This window comes from Streptomyces sp. NPDC028289 (assembly GCF_055565975.1).
Genome location: NZ_JBVHTI010000002.1, coordinates 336359 through 355192, shown reverse-complemented (window position 1 = coordinate 355192; position 18834 = coordinate 336359). Strand labels below are relative to the sequence as shown.

Below are 18834 nucleotides of genomic sequence, written 5' to 3'. Positions count from 1 at the left end.
GTGCCGTGTGCTGTCCGGTCCGGGTCGTGCGTACGGTGCCGGAGTGGTCGCTCCGGGGTACCCGGCCGCGGCCCGGTCACCCGTCGACGCCGGGCCTCCCGCCCCACAGCCGGTACGGCCGCCCGCCCCACAGCCGGTACGCGGCACCGCAGCAGGCGGCCGCGATCAGCAGCCCGCCCGCGACCAGCGCCGGCACGGACGTGTCGTAGGCGCCCCCGTCCCCGGCCGCCACCCCGTGCTGCACGCCGGCCGCGGCGCAGGACCCGTCACCGCCCCGGGCCCCGCCGCACTCCTGCCCGCCACCGCCACCGCCGCCGCCGCACGACTGCTGCCCTCCGGAGCACGGCCGCTCACCGTTCCCGTGCGGGACGTCTCCGCCCTCCCCCCGGGGGTCCGTGGCACCGACGTCACCGCGGGAGGCCGTGCCGTCATCACCACGATCACCACGGGAGGCCGTTCCCTCGTCACCGCGAGCAGCCGTGCCCTCGTCCCCACGGACGCCGGTGCCGTCGTCACCGCGGGCGGACATGCCGTCGTCCCCGCGCGGGGTCGTTCCGTCGTCCCCGCGCGGGGTCGTTCCGTCGTCCCCGCGCAGGGTCGTTCCGTCGTCCCCGCGCAGGGTCGTTCCGTCGTCCCCGCGCAGGGTCGTTCCGTCGTCCCCGCGCAGGGTCGTTCCGTCGTCCCCGCCGGGGACCGTCCCCCCGTCCACCTGGGGCACCGTGTCGCCGCCGGCCTCGGGCGCGGCCCCGCCACCGACCCCCGGCGCGACCCCACCACCGGCCTCCGGCGGAGCCCCACCTCCAACCTCCGGCACAACCCCACCACCGGCCTCCGGCGGAGCCCCACCTCCGCCCTGGAGAACGGTGCCGCCGTCGCCCACGGAAGCCGTACCGCCGCCGTCACCCGGCGCGACGGCCAGCCGCGCGCTCCAGGGCCGTCCCTGCTGTCCGCTCGCCGCCGGGCAGGTCCCGTCGACGGTCCGGGTACCGTCCCGTCCGGCGCCCGCCGCGTCCCCGGCCGTGTCGCCCGCCGCCGCGTCCCCCTCCGTATAACCCACCGGCTGGTCGCCGGAGACGACCTGTGCGGTGCCCCGGTGGAGAAGGCCGCTCCCCTGCTCGACCCTGGCCAGCCGCACGGTGTGCCCGGCGAACGCCGAGGACGTCGCATCGATGGCCGCAGGCGCCTGCCCCCCGGCCTTCGCGCAGGTCACGGAGACGGTGACGACGGTGCCGGGCCGGGCGTTGCCTGGGCTGATCTCGGCGGCGGGGCCGGCGGCCGTGGCGGCCGTGCCGGTGGCGCCGAACGCGGCACCCGCCAGGGCGGCGACGGACAGGGTGCGAACGGTGCGGCGCATGGGAGGAGCTCCTTGCACGGACGACTCGGAGGCACGGGGTCCGTACCCCCGCAGCCATCACAGCCCGGCCCACGTCCGGTCGCGCGCGGCCGGACCCCATTCGCGGGACACGCACCCTCTTTCGGGTGACGTCACGGCCCGGTTCCGGCGTGTCGGGAACGTCCGGGTGGATCCCCGTGTCGGTCACCCGTCCGCGGGTACGCGGTCCGCACCCCCTGACGTACCTGGAGGGAGAACATGCAGCGAGGCAGTGACCGGCTGAACGTGCACCGGGACGACGAGATGAAGCACGAGCTCCAGGGCCTGCTCAGGTCCGGGCACCCGACGCGTACCGAGGACTGGAACGACCCCGAGCCGCCGGCCGAGGACGATCCGGAGCTCTACCGCGGTGCGGTGGTGCCGGGGACCAGTGAGCGGGCGGCGCCGGAGAGCGTACGTCTGGAGTTGTCCCGGTCCCTGACCCGGCACGACTTCCCGGCCGCCCCGCGGGAGCTGGCCGGCGTGCTGCGGCACAAGAACGCCCCCGACGCCCTGGTCGAGCGGGTTTCCCGGCTGCCGCGATCGGCACGCTACGGCAACCTGCTGGCGCTGGCCGAGGCGGTGGCCGGCGGGGAGTGAGCCGGGGCGCAGAGAACGAACGAAGCCGCGCGCCGGCGGGCCGCCCGTCCGCCGGCGCGCCTCGGAAGGGAGTGAGCATCATGCGTGTCGCGTTTCTGGTCGCGTCCGAGGGCGTCGAGCAGGTGGAGCTGACCGAACCGTGGAAGGCGGTCTCCGACGCCGGGCACGAGCCGCTGCTGGTGTCGACGAAGCCGGGGAAGATCCAGGCCTTCGACCACCTGGACAAGGCGGAGACGTTTCCGGTGGACGAGGTGGTCGGCGAGAAGTCGGCGGACTCGTTCGGGGGGCTCGTGCTGCCGGGCGGGGTGGCCAACCCGGACTTCCTGCGGATGGACGAGAAGGCCGTCGCGTTCGTCAAGGACTTCTTCGACAGCGGCCGGCCGGTCGCGGCGATCTGCCACGCGCCCTGGACGCTGGTCGAGGCGGATGTCGTACGCGGCCGGACGCTGACATCCTGGCCGAGCCTGCAGACCGACATCCGCAACGCCGGGGGCACCTGGGTCGACGAGCAGGTCAAGGTCTGCGACAGCGGCCCGAACAAGCTGGTCACGAGCCGTAGGCCGGACGATCTCAAGGCGTTCTGCGAGGCCTTCCTCGACGTGCTCACCGGGTAGTCCGCGCGGCGGCCGGCCGGAACGAGGGCGCCGTGGCCTCAGCCCGCGGTGGCGCCCGGCGTCGCCGTCTCGGCGCAGTTCCGCTCCCGGGCGCCCTCGCGGGTCCGGCCGGAGGCGACGACGCGGCGCGGATTGCGCCGCAGGTACTCGCCCTCCAGCTGGGCCATGCGCTCGTTGTGGGCCCGCAGCGCGTCGTTCGAGCCGTACAGCAGGGTGTCGTGGCGCGTCCGGTGGATGGTCTCCAGCTCCTTCATGAGCTGCTGGTCGTCCAGCCGGCTGGGGTCGACTCCGGTCATGGTGGTACCCCGCTCGTCGTGTGGGTCCCGGCGGTCCGGATTCCTGCCTCCACTGTACGAACATCCGGGCGCGCGGGCCTGTCTGGAGGCGCCGCCCTACCGCACCCGCTCCACCCGGCGCTCGTCCCACACCGGCTCGGCGGTCTCGCGGACCCGGCCGTCGCTGCCGAAGACCAGGTAGCGGTCGAAGGAGCGGGCGAACCAGCGGTCGTGGGTGACGGCGAGCACCGTGCCGTCGAAGGCCTCCAGACCTTCCTGGAGGGCCTCGGCGGACTCCAGGTCGAGGTTGTCGGTCGGCTCGTCGAGCAGGAGCGCCGTCACACCCTGGAGCTCCAGCAGGAGGATCTGGAACCGGGCCTGCTGGCCGCCCGACAGCCGCTCGAAGTTCTGTTCGGACTGCTGGGTGAGTTCGTAGCGGCGCAGCCGGGACATCGCCGCCCCGCGGTCCTGGGAGTGCTCCGTCCACAGGATGTCCAGGAGGGTCCGGCCCTCCAGCTCGGGGTGGGCGTGGGTCTGCGCGAAGTGCCCGGGGACCACCCGCGCGCCCAGCTTCCACTGCCCCTCGTGGGCCACCTCCTCACCGGCCAGCAGCCGCAGGAAGTGCGACTTGCCGGAGCCGTTGGAGCCGAGGACGGCGACCCGTTCGCCGTAGAAGACCTCCAGGTCGAAGGGTTTCATCAGGCCGGTGAGTTCGAGCTGCGCGCAGGTGACGGCCCGTACGCCGGTACGGCCGCCCTTGATGCGCATCCTGATGTCCTGCTCGCGCGGCGGCTCGGGCGGCGGGCCGGCCTCCTCGAACTTGCGCAGCCGGGTCTGCGCGGCCGCGTACCGGGACGCCATCTCGTGGGAGACGGCGGCCGCCTGACGGAGCGTCAGCACCAGCTTCTTCAGCTGGGCGTGCTTCTCGTCCCAGCGGCGGCGCAACTCCTCGAAGCGGGCGAAGCGCTCACGGCGGGCCTCGTGGTAGGTGGCGAAGCCGCCGCCGTGCACCCAGGCGTCGGCGCCGGTCGGCGAGGGCTCCACGGAGACGATCTTCTCGGCGGCGCGGGCGAGGAGTTCGCGGTCGTGGGAGACGAACAGGACGGTCTTGCGGGTCTCCTTCAGCTGCTGCTCCAGCCAGCGCTTGCCGGGCACGTCGAGGTAGTTGTCCGGCTCGTCGAGCAGCAGCACCTCGTCGGTGCCCCGGAACAGCGCCTCCAGCACCAGCCGCTTCTGCTCACCGCCGGAGAGGGTGCGCACCTGCCGCCACTGGGCCTTCTCGTACGGCACCCCGAGGGCGGCCGTGGTGCACATGTCCCAGAGGGTCTCGTGCTCGTAGCCGCGCACCTCGGCCCAGTCGGCGAGGGCCTGCGCGTACGTCAGCTGGGCCGCCTCGTCGTCGACGGTCATGAGGGCGTGCTCGGCCTTGTCGACGGCCTGCGCGGCCGTGCGGATGCCGGGCGGCGCGACGGAGACGAGGAGATCCCGTACCGTCGTCTCGTCCCGTACGGAACCCACGAACTGGCGCATCACGCCGAGACCGCCGCTCACGGCCACGGTGCCGGCGTGCGGCTTCAGCTCGCCGGAGATCAGCCGCAGCAGAGTGGTCTTGCCGGCACCGTTGGGCCCGACGAGGGCGACGGCGGCGCCCTCTCCGACCCGGAACGAGACATCGCCGAGCAGGGCCCTCCCGTCGGGGAGGTAGTACTCGAGGTGCGCGGCTTCCAGGTGTCCCATGGTCAGGGATTCTGCGGGGCGTGCCCGCGATGGGGCAAACCGTTATCAGGTGGTTCTACGGGTGCGGGCCGGTGGGGGCCGGTCGCGCAGTTCCCCGCGCCCCTGAAGGGGCGGGTGGAACTGCGCGAGCAACCACGACGCACCCGCACCCGAAAGTCCTCGGCGGCCCCCCTACTCCACCGGCTCCCCCGTCGGCCCGCTCGCTCCCGTCGGCTCCACCACCGCGCCCTCCCAGGACAGCGCCTTCCAGCCGTCGGCCGGGGAGCCCTCCAGGATCACCACGCCCGTGTTGCCGAGGGGGCGGGAGGCGGCGTAGGGGACGTCGACGTTGTCGGCGCGGGCCGCCGTCCACAGGCGGATCACGGCGCCGTGGCTGACCATGGCGACCGTCCCGGCGCCGCTCGCGGCGGCCTCGGCGATCACCGCGTCGTAGCGGCCCAGGACCTCGTCCCCGGTCTCCCCGCCGGGCATGCGCGGCGCGGTGTCCCCGGCCGCCCACGCGAACACGGTCCGCATGTACTCCTCGCCGCGCTCGGAGTGGCCGGGCAGCAGCTCCAGGTCGCCGGCGAAGACCTCGCGAATGCCGTCGCGGACGACGGGGTCGAGACCGCGGGCGGCGGCCAGCGGGGCGGCGGTGAGCTGGGTGCGGGTGAGGGTGGAGACGTAGAGGGCCTCGATGTCCTCGTCGGCGAGGGCCCCCGGGAGGGCCGCCGCCTGCTGCTCGCCGAGGGCGGTCAGACCGGGACCCGGTACCGCGGTGTCGAGCAGGAAGTCGACGTTGGTCGGGGTCTGCCCGTGACGTATGAGGAGCAGGCGCATCCAGGATTCCTCTCACTCGGCTCACTCGTCCGCATCGCGGGCCGGCAGGAAAGTGCCACTTCAGGGTACCCGCACCCGCATGAGCCCAGACGTCGACCTCACCGTCCCGAAGCCCGGCCGGCACGCGCTGCGCGACCGGCTGCTCGCCCTCGACAGCCGGCTGTTCGAGATCGCCGCCGAGCGGAACTGGCCGTTCGCCGAGCCGGTGCTGCCCCGACTGAGCCGGAGCGCCAACCACGGGGTGCTGTGGTTCGCGACGGCCGCCGCGGTGGCCGCGACCCGCACACCCCGGGCCCGCCGGGCCGCCGCCCGCGGCCTGGCCTCACTCGCCCTGGCCTCCCTGACCATCAACACCCTCGGCAAGCGCTCGGTGCGCCGTCCGCGCCCGCTCCTGGACCCGGTGCCCGTGGTACGGCACCTGAAGCGGCAGCCGATCACCACCTCGTTCCCCTCCGGGCACGCCGCGTCGGCGGCCGCCTTCGCGACCGGGGTCGCCCTGGAGTCCCCGTCGTGGGGCGCGGTGGTGGCGCCGGTGGCGTTCTCCGTCGCCATGTCCCGGGTGTACACGGGCGTGCATTTCCCGAGCGACGTGCTCGCGGGTGCGGCGCTGGGGGCAGGCGCCGCGTTCGCCGTACGGGCGCTGGTGCCGACCCGGGCGCAGACCGGCCCACCGCCCCGGCCGCGCGCCGAGGCCCCGGCGCTGGCCGACGGCGAGGGTCTGGTGGTGGTGGCCAACCGGGCCTCGGGCAGCGCCGAGCGGATGCGGGTGCTGCACCGCGAGCTGCCGGCGGCGGAGCTGGTGGAGTGCGAACCGGGCGAGGTGCGGGCCGAGTTGGCGAAGGCGGCGACGCGGGCGCGGGCGCTCGGGGTGTGCGGCGGCGACGGCACCGTGAACGCGGCGGCCGACGTCGCGCTGCGCCACGGGCTGCCGCTCGCGGTGCTGCCCGGCGGCACCCTCAACCACTTCGCCCACGACCTGAGCGTGGAGGACGGCCGGGGCATCGGCCGGGCCGTGCGCGAGGGCGAGGCGGTCCGGGTGGACGTCGGCCGCTTCACCTCCGGCGATCTGGAGGGCGTCTTCCTGAACACGCTGAGCCTGGGCGTCTATCCGGAGCTGGTCCGGGAGCGGGAACGCTGGTCGCACCGCATCGGTGCCTGGCCCGCCGAGGTGCTGGCCGTGCTGCGCGTGCTGCGCACGGACCGGCATCCGCTCCGGGTCGAACTGCGCGGCGAGACCCACCCGTTGTGGCTGCTGTTCGTCGGCAACTGCCTCTACCACCGGCTGGCCCTGACCCCGGGCCGCCGCACCGACCTGGCGGACGGGCAACTCGACGTACGCGTGGTGCACGGCGGCCGGCATCCCGCGCTCCGCCTGCTCTCCGCCGCCCTGGCCGGCCCCCTCACCCGCTCCCCCGCCCATGCCGAGGCCAAGGTGAGCCGGCTGCGCCTGAAGGGCATCGCGGCCGGCACCCCGCTCGCCTACGACGGTGAAGTCACCGATGTCGCGGGCGAGATGACCGTGGAGAAGCTGCCGGAGGCACTGACCGTGTACCGGCCGCTGCCCTGACGTCCATCGACGCTCATGACGAACCGTCAGTCCACATCATAAAACACGGGTCTCATCATTCGACATGCGCGCGTAGCGTTGCGGATACCGCGGGACGGGGCCGTCCGGCCCCGTCCGCCGGTGTGACGCGAAGGGGTTGAGCCATGTCGAAGCCACAGGAGACCGCCGTCTACACGCACGGGCACCACGAGTCGGTGCTGCGTTCCCACACCTGGCGCACCGCCGCCAACTCCGCCGCCTATCTGCTCGGTTCGCTCAAGCCCCACATGCGGATCCTGGACATCGGCTGCGGCCCGGGAACGATCACCGCCGACCTGGCCGCACTGGTCCCCGACGGCCGTGTCACCGGAGTCGACCACGCGCCGGGAATCCTGGAGCAGGCCCGCGCGACCGCCGCCGGGCGCGGGCTGACGAACGTGGACTTCGCGGTCGCCGACGTGCACGCGCTGGACTACCCGGACGACACCTTCTGCGTGGTCCATGCCCACCAGGTGCTCCAGCACGTGGGCGACCCGGTGCAGGCGCTGCGCGAGATGCGGCGGGTCACCAAGCCGGGCGGCTTCATCGCCGTACGCGACTCGGACTATGCGGCGATGACGTGGTACCCGGCGGTGCCCGGCCTGGACGACTGGTCGCACCTGTACCGGCGGGTCGCCCGGGCCAACGGCGGCGAGCCGGACGCCGGGCGGCGGCTGAGGTCCTGGGCGCTGGCCGCGGGGCTCACCGACATCACGGCCACCTCCGGCACCTGGACGTACAGCACGGCCGGGGAGCGGGCCTGGTGGGGCGGGCTGTGGGCGGACCGTACGGTCGCCTCGTCCTATGCCGAGCGGGCCACCGAGGGCGGACACGCGACCTCGGAGCAGTTGGCGGGGATCGCGGCCGCCTGGCGGGAGTGGGCTGGGCACGAGGACGGCTGGTTCGCCGTACTGCACGGAGAAATTCTGTGCCGTAAGTGAGCCTGATCCGCGGATTTCGGGAAAACCGCTTTGCAGGAGGTTCACACTATGGTTCCCATCCTGCTGGTACTGCTTCTGGTCCTGATTCTCTTCGGTGCCGGATTCGCGGTGAAACTACTCTGGTGGATCGCACTCGCCGTACTTGTGATATGGCTTCTCGGATTCCTGGTCCGGGGCACGACCGGCGCCGGTGGCAGGGGTCGCTGGTACAGGTGGTGACGCCACCCGCCGGTGGCGTGGTCAGTCGCGCGGCAGCAGCGGTCCCAGCGGCCCGAGGTCCAGGTTCAGGTCCTCGGGCCGCAGTCCGTAGCGGTCGCGCAACTCGGCCATACGGTCCTCCAGCAGCATCAGGGTGAGCCCGATGCGTTCCTCCTGCTGTTCGGTGAGGTCACCGGTGTCGAAGCGGCGCAGCGCCTGCCGTTCCATCAGCTGGCGCAGCAACTCCACCACGGTCAGCACGAGTTTCACCAGATCACGTTCCACCGTGTCCGGTTCGAGGTCCAGCCGGTTGCGGTGCTCGCTCACGTGTGCTCCCCCCAGGGTGCGGGAACTTGGGCGTTGACCGAGCTGATCAGCGCGTTGAGGTCGATGCGGACGAGGTCGACGTCCGCGATGCGCAGGGTGACGTCGCCCGTGATGACCACGCCACCGGCCAGCAGCCGGTCGAGCAGGTCGACCAGGGCGACCTGACGGCGTTCGACGACGGTCACCGCTGCTCCCCCGCTTCCGCCGGCTCCGTGGGCTCGGTGGTCGGCTCGGTGAAGGAATAGGCCGCCCACGGGCCCGTGAGTTCCACCCGAATTTCCGGCGCCTCGTCCTTCGTACGGTCGACCAGTTCCACGAATTCCTCGGAATCCGCACGGGACACCAGATAGGCGGCATTGAGCAGGTTCCGCCCGGACACCCCGGAAAGGGCCGCATTCTGCGGAGGGTGCAGCCGGGAATCCTCGGCACGCCGGGACAGCCGCTCGTGCAGGGTGTGCGCGAATTCCTCGGCGGCCCGCCACTTCTCCTCGTGCGCACGCGTGCTCATCCGCCGCTGCCGCAGGTAGTCCCGCCCGCTGGCGGGCCTGCCGGCGGGCGCGGGCGCCTGCTCGGGCGGGTCGGCGTACAGCTTCACGCCCCACTCGACCCGCCCTTCCAGCCGGTCGAGGATGTGCAGGAAGTCGGCTTCGCGGTCCTCCATCATGGTCCGCACGCCGCTGTCGTCCCGGAAGACCGTGGCCAGCCTGAGCGGCAGCGGCGTCGTGACCGTGGTGAGCGCGTCGATCACACCCTGGTGGGCACGGGCGGTCGCGGCCAGCCAGTCCAGGTCCTCCAGATGGTCCCGCAGCGGCCCCTCGGCGAAGTCGCCCTCCGGGACCGTACTGACCACGGCGACCAGGCCGTGGTGCCTGAGCAGCCCCGGCGGGGCGCCGGCCACGCCGGTGAGCTGGGCCTGCAGGGCCGCCTCGAACGGACGGCAGACGGCGTACACGTACCGGAGTCCGCCCTGTGCGGTCATCTGTCCTCCTCCTGGCGCTCATGGCGCTGTCCCCGGCCGGCCTCCAGGGCCTCCAGGGCGGCCAGCCGCTCCCGCAGCTCGTGGTTCTCCCGGGTGAGCTGATCGCGCCGGGCGCGGGTGGACAGCTCGGGGTCGTGCTCCCACCAGTCGATGCCCATCTCCTTCGCCCGGTCGACGGAGGCGACGATCAGGCGGAGTTTGATGGTGAGCAGTTCGATGTCGAGCAGGTTGATCCTGATGTCACCAGCGATGACGATGCCCTTGTCCAGGACGCGCTCCAGGATGTCGGCGAGGTTGGAACCCCCGCCGTCCCGTCCGTAGGGCTCGGGCAGCCGGCCGGCCATCGTCATCGACGGCTCCGGGAACCGGCGTACGCTTCCTCGTCCTCCGGCTCTTCCTCGTCCTCGGTCTCCTCGGTGTCGGTGTCCTCGTACTCGCCCTCGGGCTCCTCCTCGCCCTCGGCCTCGTACTCCTCATCCTCCCCCTGCTCGGCCTCCTCCGCCTCGTCGTAGGGCTCCTCGGCCTCGTCCTCGTACGACTCCTCGTCCGCCGCCTCGTCCTCGGGCGCGTTCTCGTCCTCGGCCTCGTCCTCGGGCGCGGTCTCGTCCTCGGCCTCGTCCTCGGGCGCGTTCTCGTCCTCGTTCTGCTCCTCGGCCTCTTTCTCCTCCTCCTCGGCCACCGCGTCCTCGTGGCTCTGGACGACCTCGCCGTCGCGGATCTCGCCGCGCCAGCCGTCGTCGACCTCTCCCTTGACGGAGATGTGGCGGGCGTAGTGCTTGAGGTCGAGACGGGCCCGGCGGCCCGAGGCGCGCCAGACATTGGCGGTCTTCTCGAAGAAACCGCTCGGGTAGTACTCGATCACCAGGAGCACCCGGGTGAGGTTGTCGTCGAGCCGGTGGAAGGTGACGACGCCCTTGTGGCTGCCCTTGGCTCCCTGCGCCGACCACTGGATGCGGTAGTCCGGAATCTGTTCGACCGTCTTACCCTTCCAGCTCCGGCTGGACCACCAGATCTTGCCCTGCCAGTCCGACGAGGTGTCGTCGGCACGGCTGGCGCTCTTCACGCCCTTGGCGAAGGTGCTGAAGTCCTGGTAGCGGGTCCACTGGTCGTAGGCGGTGCGCACCGGCACGCCGACGTCGACCGACTCGATGATGACGGTCGGCTTCTGCCCGCTGCCCTTGCCCTTGCCCTTGCCGCCCCCCAGGTTCTTCACCTTGTCCATGACGGTGTCCTTGGCGTGGGTCAGACCGAGCTCCAGTGCGGAGCGCACCGGACCCTTGCCTTCCGCGACCTTGCGGCCTGCGTCGAGTGCGAGCTTGCCGAAGCCGGGGCTGTTGCCCTCGGCGATGTCGGTGAGTTTCCCCGTGGCGTCGCCGAGCTTGCGCCCGGCGCCCGCCAGCAGGCGTTCGGTCTGGGCAGCGAGGTACTCCTGCACCTCCGCCTTCAGGCGTTCCGCGGCCTCGGAGTGAGCCGCGTCCGTGAGCGGTCCGCTGTTCATCGGTCACCGCCTCCCTTCGGCCGGGCCCGGCCGGCCGTCTTCTTGACAGGCGCCCGGCCCTGCGCCGCCTTCTTCCCCGGCGCCTTCCTGGCAGGCGACTTGGCGGACGCCTTCTTCGCCGGTGGCTTCTCGGGGGCCTTCTTCGCGGGGGCCTTGCGGGCCGGCGCCTTCCGGTCGGACCGCTCCTCGCGGTCGTCCTCGGCCGTGTCGCTTCCTGCCTTGTCGCTTCCTGCCTTGTCGCTCCCGGCCCTCTCCTCCGGCTCCTCGTCCTCCTCCGGCTCCTCGTCGTCCCGGCCGCCGCCGGGACCGAGGTCGCCGGTGTCGGGCACGACGCCCGCCAGCTGGTCACGCACCTCGGCGGTACGGCCGTGCAGCCGGTCGGCGAGCGAGCCGAGCTGCCGTTCGACCATGGCGCCGGAGGCGGCCTTGCCGACCCCGCGCAGATCCTGGCGCAGCTGGTCGCCGATCTCCTTGAACTGCGGATTGTCGCGCAGTTGCTGGTTGGCCAGGTCGAGGACCGCCTTCGGCGTCAGGTTCAGCTTCTTACCGGCCACCAACGACCCGACGGCGAGAGCCAGTTTCAGCTTCTTGGTGCGGCCCAGCAGGTATCCGGCCCCGATCGCGAGGCCCAGTCCGATGCGGTTCATGTATGCGTCCCATTGCCGTGCCCCACGTCTTTACGCAGGGCGATCTCCAGCCGGTCGAGAAGCTCGTCCTCGGCCCGGTCGAACTCGTCCTCGTCGATCTCGCCGGCTTCCAGTCGCTCTTCCAGCCGGGCCAGTTCGGCCCGGACGGTGGCGGGGTCGTAGTAGATCCGCTCCGCCTCCTGCACCACCTGCTCGACGACCCAGGCGCTGCCGCGCACGGGCGCGAAGGGCAGTAGCAGCAGCTCCTTGATCAGTCCCATGGCTGCCTGCTCCTTCTGTTTCCTACTTCTCGGCCGCGCCGGCCGCGCTGTCCGCCGGTTCGGCGGGCCCTGGTTCGACGAAGCTGTACGGCGGGAGCGGCCCGTTGACGCTCAGGTCGAGATGCGGATGGCTCTTGCGGAGTCGCTCGGCGCCGGCCAGGAACGTCTCGGCGGAGTGCCGGTCCAGGAGGAAGGACAGGTTGACGAGCCAGCCGGTGGATTCCGGCCCCACGCTGAGGGCGGCCGCCTCGGGTTCCAGGGCCTGCCGCACCTCGGCTGCGTCCTCGGCCTCCCGGACCTTGACGGCGCCCGCCACCATCTCACCGAGCTGCAGCCGGCTCTCGTAGGTCCCGCCGCCCGCCTTCCGGTTGGCCTCGGCCAGGGCGCGCAGTTCGGGGTTCTCGGACATCACGCGGTGCAGCACGGCCTCTTCGACGTGGCTGGCCTTGACGTTGTACTCGACCTTGCCGTCGAGGGTGCGCAGCCGCTCCAGGTAGTGGTCGGCGCGTTCGGCGAGGACCCCGGTGACGGTGTCGTCGTCCGGAGCGACGCTGCCGAACCGCATGGGCAGCACGCAACCGCCGCCCCCGGCCTCCGCCAGCACGTTCTGGTGGGCGAGCAGGTCGCGGCGCTTGGGCCGGAGCCCTTCGGGCGCGTCACTGACGATGGCGGCCAGTTCACCCTCCGTGAGCACGCGCACGCGACGCGGCGGGTCCCCGACTCCGTCCATGCCGTCGGGCAGATCGGGGTGCGCGGCGGCCGTGATGCCGTACACGTACGTACTCACTCCTGTTCCTCCCTTGTACGTACTCACTCCTGCTCCTCCCTCTCCCTGCGACGCGCCGGGGCGGCCTTACGGGTGCGCGGCCGGGACTCGGTCTCGCCCGAGTCCGAGTGCTCCTCGCGGGCCTGCTTGAAGGCGTCCGAGATCGTCTCGGCGGCGCCGGAGAGGGCGCCTTTCGACTTGCCGCGGGCGCCCGACTCGGTGACCTCGCCGACGATCTCGGGCAGACCGGGGCTCTTGCGCGGCCCCGCCTCCAGGTCGAGCCGGTTGCAGGCCTCCGCGAAGCGCAGATAGGTGTCGACGCTGGCGACGACGACCCGTATGTCGATCTTCAGGATCTCGATGCCGACCAGGGAGACCCGCACGAACGCGTCGATGACCAGCCCCCTGTCGAGCACGAGTTCGAGCACGTCGTAGAGGCCACTGCTGCCACCTCCGCCGGTCTGCTGTGCCGGTACAACGGTCATGCCAGTCCAACCTCTTCCATGTCGTGGGACCTGTCCGCGGGCACCGGCCGGCGGCCTAGCGACCGCCGGGCCTATGTGCGTCGGCGCGTCCGCGTTCGTAGCGGCTCACGCGCCGGTAGCCGGTGAGCTGTCCCTGCGGGTCGAGTTCGACCTGATAGCTCGCCATCAGGCTCATGGTGTCGGGCACCTTGGGCAGTTCCAGGACTTCGACCGCCAACTCCCAGCCGTCCTCGGTCTGTTCAAAGGACGACACGGACTCGGCGGCCATACCGGTGAGCTCCGCGAGCTGGGCGCGTGCCCGGCGCAGCACCTCAATGGGGCTCGGCAGGTCCGGTGCCGTGTCGGGTCCGTCGTCACGCTTGCGTTCTTTGCGTGAATCCTGCGTCTGAGACGTGTCGTTTGTGTTCGTCATGGCCACCTCTTGGTCCGAGTGGCCGGAGGTTCCAGGGTCAAACCTTCACAACCGGTCGTTGACGCGGTGCGGTCAGCCGGATGCGTCGCGCAACGCGTCGAGCCGCCGCCGGGCCGGCCCGAGCGCCCGGCCCCGGGCGGGGATGCCGACCCAGGGCCTGGTACGGGCCTGGTCGACGGCTTCGGCGATGGTCCAGCGACGGGCGTCCAGGGCGGGGTCGGCGAGCTGGTCCCAGGTGATCGGGACGGCGACGGGGGCGCCGGGCCTGGCCCGCACGGTGTAGGGGGCCACCGCGGTCTGGGCGTAGGCGTTGCGCCCCATGTCCAGGAAGAGCCGGTCGCCGCGGTCGGCCTTCCGGACGGCCGTGGTGAGCCGGTCGGGGTGCTCGGCGGCGAGCAGGTCGGCCAGGTCCCGGGCGAAGCCGCGGATCTCGTCGAAGTCGTGCCGGCCGTTCAGCGGTACGACGAGGTGGAGGCCCCGTGACCCGGTGGTCATGGGCGCCGCCGGCAGTCCGAGCCGGTCGAGCAGCTCACCGGCCCAGCCGGCGGCCTCCCGCACCGCGGCGAAGTCGTCACCAGGCGGGTCCAGGTCGAGGACGAGCCGGTCGGGACGGTCGGGGGCGGTGGTGCGGGAGAGCCAGCGGTGCAGGGTGAGGCAGGCCTGGTCGGCGAGGTAGACGAGAGTGGCGGTGTCGCCGCAGACCACATGGGTCACGGTCCCGTCCTCCTTGGCGACCTCGGCCCGCCCGATCCAGTCCGGGTAGTGGTCCGGGGTGTTCTTCTGCATGAACCGGGGGCCGTCCAGGCCGTCGGGGTACCGCTCCAGCATCAGCGGACGCCCACGCAGGTGCGGCAGCAGGTACGGCGCGACGGACCTGTAGTAGTCGACGAGGTCGGCCTTGGTGTACTCCTTCGCGGCGCCGTCACCGCCCCCGTCGCCGGGGAAGAGCACCTTGTCGGGCCGGTGCGTCCGCACCGTCCGGCGACCCGCCCGTACCGGCCGCACCTCGTCCGGGGTCATCGCACGACCGCCTCCTCGACCAGCAGCCGGCCGGCCGCCGCGATGGCGTCGGCGTCGATCCCCGCGGCGTGCAGCTGCTGGTCCGGGGCGGCCGACCCCGGCATGGTGCGGACGGCGAGCCGCACCAGTCGCGGCACCGGCCTGCCGTCGGCGAACGCCTCCGCGACCGCGTCGCCGAGTCCGCCCTCCTCGTGGTGGTCCTCGACGGTGAGCAGGCAGCCGGTCTCCTCGGCGGCGGTGCGCAGCGTCTGCCGGTCGACGGGCTTCACGGAGTAGAGGTCGACGACCCGGATCCGGATGCCGTCCTCAGCGAGCGCGTCGGCGGCCTTCAGCGCCTCGTGCAGGGTGACCCCGGCGGCGACCACGGTCAGCCGGTCCTCCTCGGAGGAGCGCAGCACCTTGCTGCCGCCGACCGGGAACTCCTCGTCCGGGCCGTAGATCACCGGGCTCGCCCCGCGCGAGGTGCGCAGGTAGCGGATGCCGTCGAGCCCGGCCATGGTGGCGACGAGCCTGGCGGTCTGGTTGGCGTCGCACGGGTAGAGCACGGTCGAGCCGTAGACCGAGCGGAACATCGCCAGGTCCTCCAGGCCCATCTGGGAGGGCCCGTCCTGCCCGATGGCGACGCCCGCGTGCGAGCCGACCAGGTTGATCCCGCTGCCGCTGACGGAGGCCATGCGCACGAAGTCGTAAGCACGGCTGAGGAAGGCGGCGAAGGTGGAGGCGTACGGCACCCAGCCGCGGGCGGCCATGCCGACGGCGCCGGCGACGAGTTGCTGTTCGGCGATGTAGAACTCGAAGTAGCGGTCGGGGTGTTCCTTGCCGAAGAGCTCGGTGCGGGTGGAGTCGCCGACCTCGCCGTCCAGCGCGACGACGTCGGCGCGGGCGTGGCCCAGCGCGACCAGCGCCTTGCCGAAGGCGTCGCGGGTGGGGACCTCTTCTCCCTTGTCGTAGCGCGGGAGTTCGAGCGCACCCGTGGGCACCGAGTGCAGCGCGCGGGCGGCCGGCGGCTCCTGCACGTGGACCCGCACATCGCGGAGTCCGCCCAGTTCGGCGACGGCCTCCTCGGCGTCCGGCAGCGGCTTGCCGTGCATGCCCTCGCGGTCCTCGACGGCTGCGACGCCCCGGCCCTTGCGGGTGCGGGCGAGGATCACGGTGGGCTGCCCGGCGGTGGAGACGGCCTCGCCGTAGGCGCGGTCGACGGCGTCCACGTCGTGCCCGTCGATCTCCACGGTGTGCCAGCCGAAGGCCTGGAAGCGGCGGGCGTAGGCGTCGAGGTCGTGGCCGTGCCGGGTGGGGCCGCGCTGGCCGAGGCGGTTGACGTCCACGATCGCGGTGAGGTTGTCGAGGTGCTCGTACCCGGCGTGCTCGGCGGCCTCCCACACGGAGCCCTCCGCCAGCTCGCTGTCGCCGCACAGCACCCAGACCCGGTAGCGGCCGTGCTCCAGCCGCTTCCCGGACAGCGCGATGCCGACGCCGACCGGCAGGCCCTGGCCGAGGGAGCCGGTGGCGGTCTCCACCCACGGCAGCCGGCGCGGGGTCGGGTGTCCCTCCAGGTGGCTGCCGAGCTTGCGGAAGGTGAGCAGTTCGGCGTCGTCGATGGCACCGGCCGCCTTGTAGGCGGAGTACAGCAGCGGCGAGGCGTGGCCCTTGGAGAGGACGAAGCGGTCGTTGCCGGGGTGGTCGGGCCGCTCGAAGTCGTAGCGCAGGTGGTGGGCGAGCAGGACCGCCATCAGGTCGGCGGCGGACATCGACGAGGTCGGATGCCCGGACTCGGCCGCGGCGGCCGCCCGCACGCTGTCCACGCGCAGCTGCTGGGCGAGTTCGACGAGTTCGGCGGTGTTCATGAGGCTCCTTCCGGAGGATGGTCCGTGACGGATTCGGGGGCCTTCGGCAGCTCGGGCGAGGCCGTGTCCAGCGGCACCGACCAGGACCGTACGAGGCCCAGCTGGACGCCCTGGCGCGGCAGTACGGCGTCGAGCAGCCAGTCGGCGGCGACCCGGGCCCGGCCTCCGGGCATCGCCGCGAGGTGATAGCCGCGGGTCACCAGCCCGGCGGGCAGCCCGGCCAGGGGCACCCCGAGCGGGTCGGCGGCGGCCTGCACGCCGCCGAGGTCGACGACGAACCCAAGGTCGCGATGGCGGTACGGGCGCCGGTGCCGTCCGACGCCGAGCGAGGCGGCCATGTTCTCGGCGGCCACCCGGCCCTGCCGCCAGGCGTGCTGCGCGGTCATCGGCGTGAACGCGCCGGGATTGACGAGGTCGGGCACCGCGGCCGCGTCGCCGCAGGCGAACACGTCGGCACAGCCGGGCACCTGCAGGTAGGGATCGACGACGATCCGGCCCTTCTCCAGGGGCTGCCCGGTGCCCTCGACGAGCGGGTCGGGCCGTACGCCCACGCACCACACCAGGGTCCGCGAGTTCACGAACTCCCCGTCGGAAAGCAGCACCCCGTCCCGGGTCGCCTCCTTCACGGAGGTCCCCGTCCGTACCTCGACCCCGCGCCGGCGCAGTACCCGGTCGGCGGTACGGGACAGTTTCTCGTCCATCCCGGGCAGCACCCGGGGCGCCACGTCCAGCAGCAGCCAGCGCGGCCGCACCCCGTACGGCAGGCGGTTGCGGCGGGCCAGGTCGACGGTGAGCATCCGCATGTGGGCGGCGACCTCGGTCCCGGTGTACCCGGCCCCGACCACGACGAAGGTGCACCGCGCGGCGGCGACGTCGGCGTCGGGGGCGACGGCGGCCAGCTCGATCTGCCGGATCACGTGGTCACGGAGGTAGAGCGCCTCGGGCAGCCCCCGAAAGCCGTGCGCATGCTCGGCGACCCCCGGGATGGGCAACAGCTTGTTGACACTGCCGACGGTCAGCAGCAGCCGCTCGTAGCCGAGGCTGCCGGCGACGCCCTCGGGGTCGGTGTAGTGCACGCGCTGCCCGTCGAGATCGATACGGCCCGCCTCCCCGAGCACGGTCCGCACCCCGGGGAGGGCGCCGGACAGCGGGAGGGCTATCCGCCGGGGGTCGAGGATCCCGGCGGCGACCTGGGGCAGCAGGGGCAGATACAGGAAGTAGTCGGTGGGGTTGAGCAGGGTGATCTCGGCGCGGCCCCTGGCCGGCCGCCCAAGCGTGCGAGCCGCACGGTACCCGGCGAACCCGCCGCCGACGATCACGATCCGGGGTCGACGACTCACGGTGCGCCTCCGGGGTTACGACGGGGTCCAAGGCCACCCACGTAACCGTAGGCTCGACCTCGAAACACCGCGCGTCGAAACCGCGCGTCGCAGCACCGCCCGCTGAAGCGCGCCCCAAAGGGGCGCTGGGGGTACCCCCGGCCGAAGGCTGGGGGAGGAACTGTGCGACCAGCCCCCGCTGCCGCGCGTCGAACCACGGCCGAGACCAATACGGCGCTCTCCGTCAACCCCGGTGATGAGGCGACTCCGGATCCGCACCCGGCATGCCCGGCACATTCGGCGGCTCCGCCGGAATCGGCGGATACGGCAGCCCCATCCCGCTCGGCGGTGCGCCCGGCGCCGTCCCTCCGATCACCCGGTGCGGCGCATGCGGCCTCTTCGGCCGCCCTGCCTCCCGCAGCGCGTAGGCGACCGCGCCCAGGATCACCGCGGTGACCAGCGCCGCGGCCCACGCCGGCAGGAGGATCGCCCACGCCAGCCCCACGGCCAGCGCCACGGCGGCCCCCGCGTACAGGGCGACCGCGCCGGACGCGCCGTACAGCATGGCGGCCCGCCGCCGCTTGCGGCCCTGCTCGCGCAGTTCGTCCCGCACCGTCTCGCGCGCGACCTGTGCCAGCTCGTCGACGAGCTCCTTGTCCAGATGTTCGAGATGATCCAGGTGTTCCATACCGTGCGGGTACCCGGACCGGAATTGGCGTAACAGGAGATCACCGGAGGCGACGCCATCCCGGCCCGCGGCAACTAGGCTCGTGCCCATGGAGATTCTGGGCGCCTCCCTGCGCATCTGCGTCAACGACCTCGACACCGCGATCCCGTTCTACGAACGCCTCTCCGGCGGCAGAGCCCAGCGCTTCGAACGCGGCGGTGTCCAGGTCGCCGCGGTCGGCTCCTTCCTCCTGATGAGCGGACCGGAGGCGGAGCTGGAGGTGCTGCGCAAGGTGGCCGCGACGATCGCGGTGCAGGACGTCGAGGCGGCCCACCGGTTGCTGGACGACCTCGGCGCCCGCATCCTCGCGGGGCCGGTGGCCACGCCCGCCGGCCGCAACCTGCTCGCGATGCACCCGGACGGCTCGCTGTTCGAGTACGTCGACCAGCACAAGGACTGAACCGGGGCT

At 72.7% G+C, this 18834-nt stretch carries 24 protein-coding genes; 6 read left to right on the top strand and 18 right to left on the bottom strand.

Features of this window, described 5'->3' with window-relative positions; genetic code table 11:
* Window positions 1-76: 76 nt before the first annotated feature.
* Complete coding sequence (locus tag ACZ4UV_RS09565) at window positions 77-1354, bottom strand: hypothetical protein (protein WP_467837125.1); 1278 nt, start codon at window positions 1352-1354, stop codon at window positions 77-79.
* Window positions 1355-1591: 237 nt separating this feature from the next.
* Between ACZ4UV_RS09565 and ACZ4UV_RS09560 the strand changes: the two genes are divergently transcribed.
* Window positions 1592-1972, top strand: coding sequence for a DUF2795 domain-containing protein (locus tag ACZ4UV_RS09560; RefSeq protein WP_451020545.1), 381 nt, complete (start codon window positions 1592-1594; stop codon window positions 1970-1972).
* A gap of 80 nt (window positions 1973-2052) precedes the next feature.
* The gene (locus tag ACZ4UV_RS09555) at window positions 2053-2586 is read left to right on the top strand and encodes a type 1 glutamine amidotransferase domain-containing protein (RefSeq protein ID WP_467837120.1); all 534 of its coding nucleotides are present in this window, start codon (window positions 2053-2055) and stop codon (window positions 2584-2586) included.
* A 38-nt stretch (window positions 2587-2624) separates the two neighbouring features.
* Here the strand turns inward: ACZ4UV_RS09555 and ACZ4UV_RS09550 are convergent, their stop codons facing one another.
* From ACZ4UV_RS09550 to ACZ4UV_RS09540, 3 genes are all read right to left on the bottom strand, one after another.
* On the bottom strand, window positions 2625-2882 hold the full coding sequence (locus tag ACZ4UV_RS09550; RefSeq protein ID WP_390034412.1) for a DUF6158 family protein: 258 nt from the start codon (window positions 2880-2882) through the stop codon (window positions 2625-2627).
* A gap of 96 nt (window positions 2883-2978) precedes the next feature.
* Window positions 2979-4598, bottom strand: coding sequence for an ABC-F family ATP-binding cassette domain-containing protein (locus ACZ4UV_RS09545; protein WP_451020547.1), 1620 nt, complete (start codon window positions 4596-4598; stop codon window positions 2979-2981).
* A 171-nt stretch (window positions 4599-4769) separates the two neighbouring features.
* Window positions 4770-5417: a histidine phosphatase family protein gene (locus ACZ4UV_RS09540; protein ID WP_467837114.1), complete on the bottom strand. Its 648-nt coding sequence runs from the start codon at window positions 5415-5417 to the stop codon at window positions 4770-4772.
* Between the two features lie 79 nt (window positions 5418-5496).
* Between ACZ4UV_RS09540 and ACZ4UV_RS09535 the strand changes: the two genes are divergently transcribed.
* The 3 genes from ACZ4UV_RS09535 to ACZ4UV_RS09525 all read left to right on the top strand — a co-directional run bounded on the left by ACZ4UV_RS09535 (window position 5497) and on the right by ACZ4UV_RS09525 (window position 8162).
* Entirely contained in the window at window positions 5497-6984 is a 1488-nt protein-coding gene (locus ACZ4UV_RS09535) for a phosphatase PAP2 family protein (protein ID WP_467837112.1), read from the top strand.
* Window positions 6985-7127: 143 nt separating this feature from the next.
* Window positions 7128-7943 (top strand): class I SAM-dependent methyltransferase, encoded by an 816-nt coding sequence (locus ACZ4UV_RS09530; protein ID WP_451017080.1) that lies wholly within the window; start codon window positions 7128-7130, stop codon window positions 7941-7943.
* 48 nt (window positions 7944-7991) lie between these two features.
* Entirely contained in the window at window positions 7992-8162 is a 171-nt protein-coding gene (locus ACZ4UV_RS09525; RefSeq protein ID WP_234537583.1) for a hydrophobic protein, read from the top strand.
* Between the two features lie 21 nt (window positions 8163-8183).
* On the opposite strand, the gene ACZ4UV_RS09520 is transcribed toward ACZ4UV_RS09525, so the two are convergent.
* The 14 genes from ACZ4UV_RS09520 to ACZ4UV_RS09455 form a co-directional block, all read right to left on the bottom strand.
* Window positions 8184-8468: a gas vesicle protein K gene (locus tag ACZ4UV_RS09520; protein ID WP_093498107.1), complete on the bottom strand. Its 285-nt coding sequence runs from the start codon at window positions 8466-8468 to the stop codon at window positions 8184-8186.
* On the bottom strand, window positions 8465-8653 hold the full coding sequence (locus ACZ4UV_RS09515; RefSeq protein WP_390034417.1) for a gas vesicle protein: 189 nt from the start codon (window positions 8651-8653) through the stop codon (window positions 8465-8467). Before ACZ4UV_RS09515 ends, ACZ4UV_RS09520 begins: the two co-directional genes overlap by 4 nt.
* The gene (locus tag ACZ4UV_RS09510; RefSeq protein WP_451017079.1) at window positions 8650-9447 is read right to left on the bottom strand and encodes a GvpL/GvpF family gas vesicle protein; all 798 of its coding nucleotides are present in this window, start codon (window positions 9445-9447) and stop codon (window positions 8650-8652) included. Before ACZ4UV_RS09510 ends, ACZ4UV_RS09515 begins: the two co-directional genes overlap by 4 nt.
* Window positions 9444-9797, bottom strand: a complete 354-nt coding sequence (locus ACZ4UV_RS09505; RefSeq protein ID WP_351493534.1) for a gas vesicle protein — start codon at window positions 9795-9797, stop codon at window positions 9444-9446. Before ACZ4UV_RS09505 ends, ACZ4UV_RS09510 begins: the two co-directional genes overlap by 4 nt.
* Window positions 9794-10945, bottom strand: coding sequence for an SRPBCC family protein (locus ACZ4UV_RS09500; RefSeq protein WP_467837109.1), 1152 nt, complete (start codon window positions 10943-10945; stop codon window positions 9794-9796). The genes ACZ4UV_RS09505 and ACZ4UV_RS09500 overlap by 4 nt, the downstream gene beginning before the upstream one ends.
* The gene (locus ACZ4UV_RS09495; RefSeq protein WP_451017077.1) at window positions 10942-11592 is read right to left on the bottom strand and encodes a DNA primase; all 651 of its coding nucleotides are present in this window, start codon (window positions 11590-11592) and stop codon (window positions 10942-10944) included. Before ACZ4UV_RS09495 ends, ACZ4UV_RS09500 begins: the two co-directional genes overlap by 4 nt.
* Window positions 11589-11852, bottom strand: coding sequence for a gas vesicle protein GvpG (locus tag ACZ4UV_RS09490; protein ID WP_451017076.1), 264 nt, complete (start codon window positions 11850-11852; stop codon window positions 11589-11591). The genes ACZ4UV_RS09495 and ACZ4UV_RS09490 overlap by 4 nt, the downstream gene beginning before the upstream one ends.
* 22 nt (window positions 11853-11874) lie before the next feature.
* A complete protein-coding gene (locus ACZ4UV_RS09485; RefSeq protein ID WP_467837107.1) occupies window positions 11875-12639 on the bottom strand; it encodes a GvpL/GvpF family gas vesicle protein in 765 nt (254 codons plus the stop codon).
* A gap of 23 nt (window positions 12640-12662) precedes the next feature.
* Window positions 12663-13103: a gas vesicle structural protein GvpA gene (locus tag ACZ4UV_RS09480; RefSeq protein ID WP_451017074.1), complete on the bottom strand. Its 441-nt coding sequence runs from the start codon at window positions 13101-13103 to the stop codon at window positions 12663-12665.
* A 55-nt stretch (window positions 13104-13158) separates the two neighbouring features.
* On the bottom strand, window positions 13159-13515 hold the full coding sequence (locus tag ACZ4UV_RS09475) for a gas vesicle protein GvpO (protein WP_093498116.1): 357 nt from the start codon (window positions 13513-13515) through the stop codon (window positions 13159-13161).
* 72 nt (window positions 13516-13587) lie between these two features.
* Complete coding sequence (gene ligD / locus ACZ4UV_RS09470; protein ID WP_467837105.1) at window positions 13588-14535, bottom strand: non-homologous end-joining DNA ligase; 948 nt, start codon at window positions 14533-14535, stop codon at window positions 13588-13590.
* The gene (locus tag ACZ4UV_RS09465; protein ID WP_451017072.1) at window positions 14532-16379 is read right to left on the bottom strand and encodes a transketolase; all 1848 of its coding nucleotides are present in this window, start codon (window positions 16377-16379) and stop codon (window positions 14532-14534) included. Before ACZ4UV_RS09465 ends, ligD begins: the two co-directional genes overlap by 4 nt.
* Complete coding sequence (locus tag ACZ4UV_RS09460; RefSeq protein WP_390034426.1) at window positions 16376-17719, bottom strand: NAD(P)/FAD-dependent oxidoreductase; 1344 nt, start codon at window positions 17717-17719, stop codon at window positions 16376-16378. The genes ACZ4UV_RS09465 and ACZ4UV_RS09460 overlap by 4 nt, the downstream gene beginning before the upstream one ends.
* 223 nt (window positions 17720-17942) lie before the next feature.
* Complete coding sequence (locus ACZ4UV_RS09455; protein WP_351493557.1) at window positions 17943-18386, bottom strand: phage holin family protein; 444 nt, start codon at window positions 18384-18386, stop codon at window positions 17943-17945.
* 88 nt (window positions 18387-18474) lie between these two features.
* On the opposite strand from ACZ4UV_RS09455, the gene ACZ4UV_RS09450 reads away from it, so the two are divergent.
* Window positions 18475-18825, top strand: a complete 351-nt coding sequence (locus tag ACZ4UV_RS09450; protein ID WP_351493559.1) for a VOC family protein — start codon at window positions 18475-18477, stop codon at window positions 18823-18825.
* Window positions 18826-18834 lie beyond the last annotated feature (9 nt).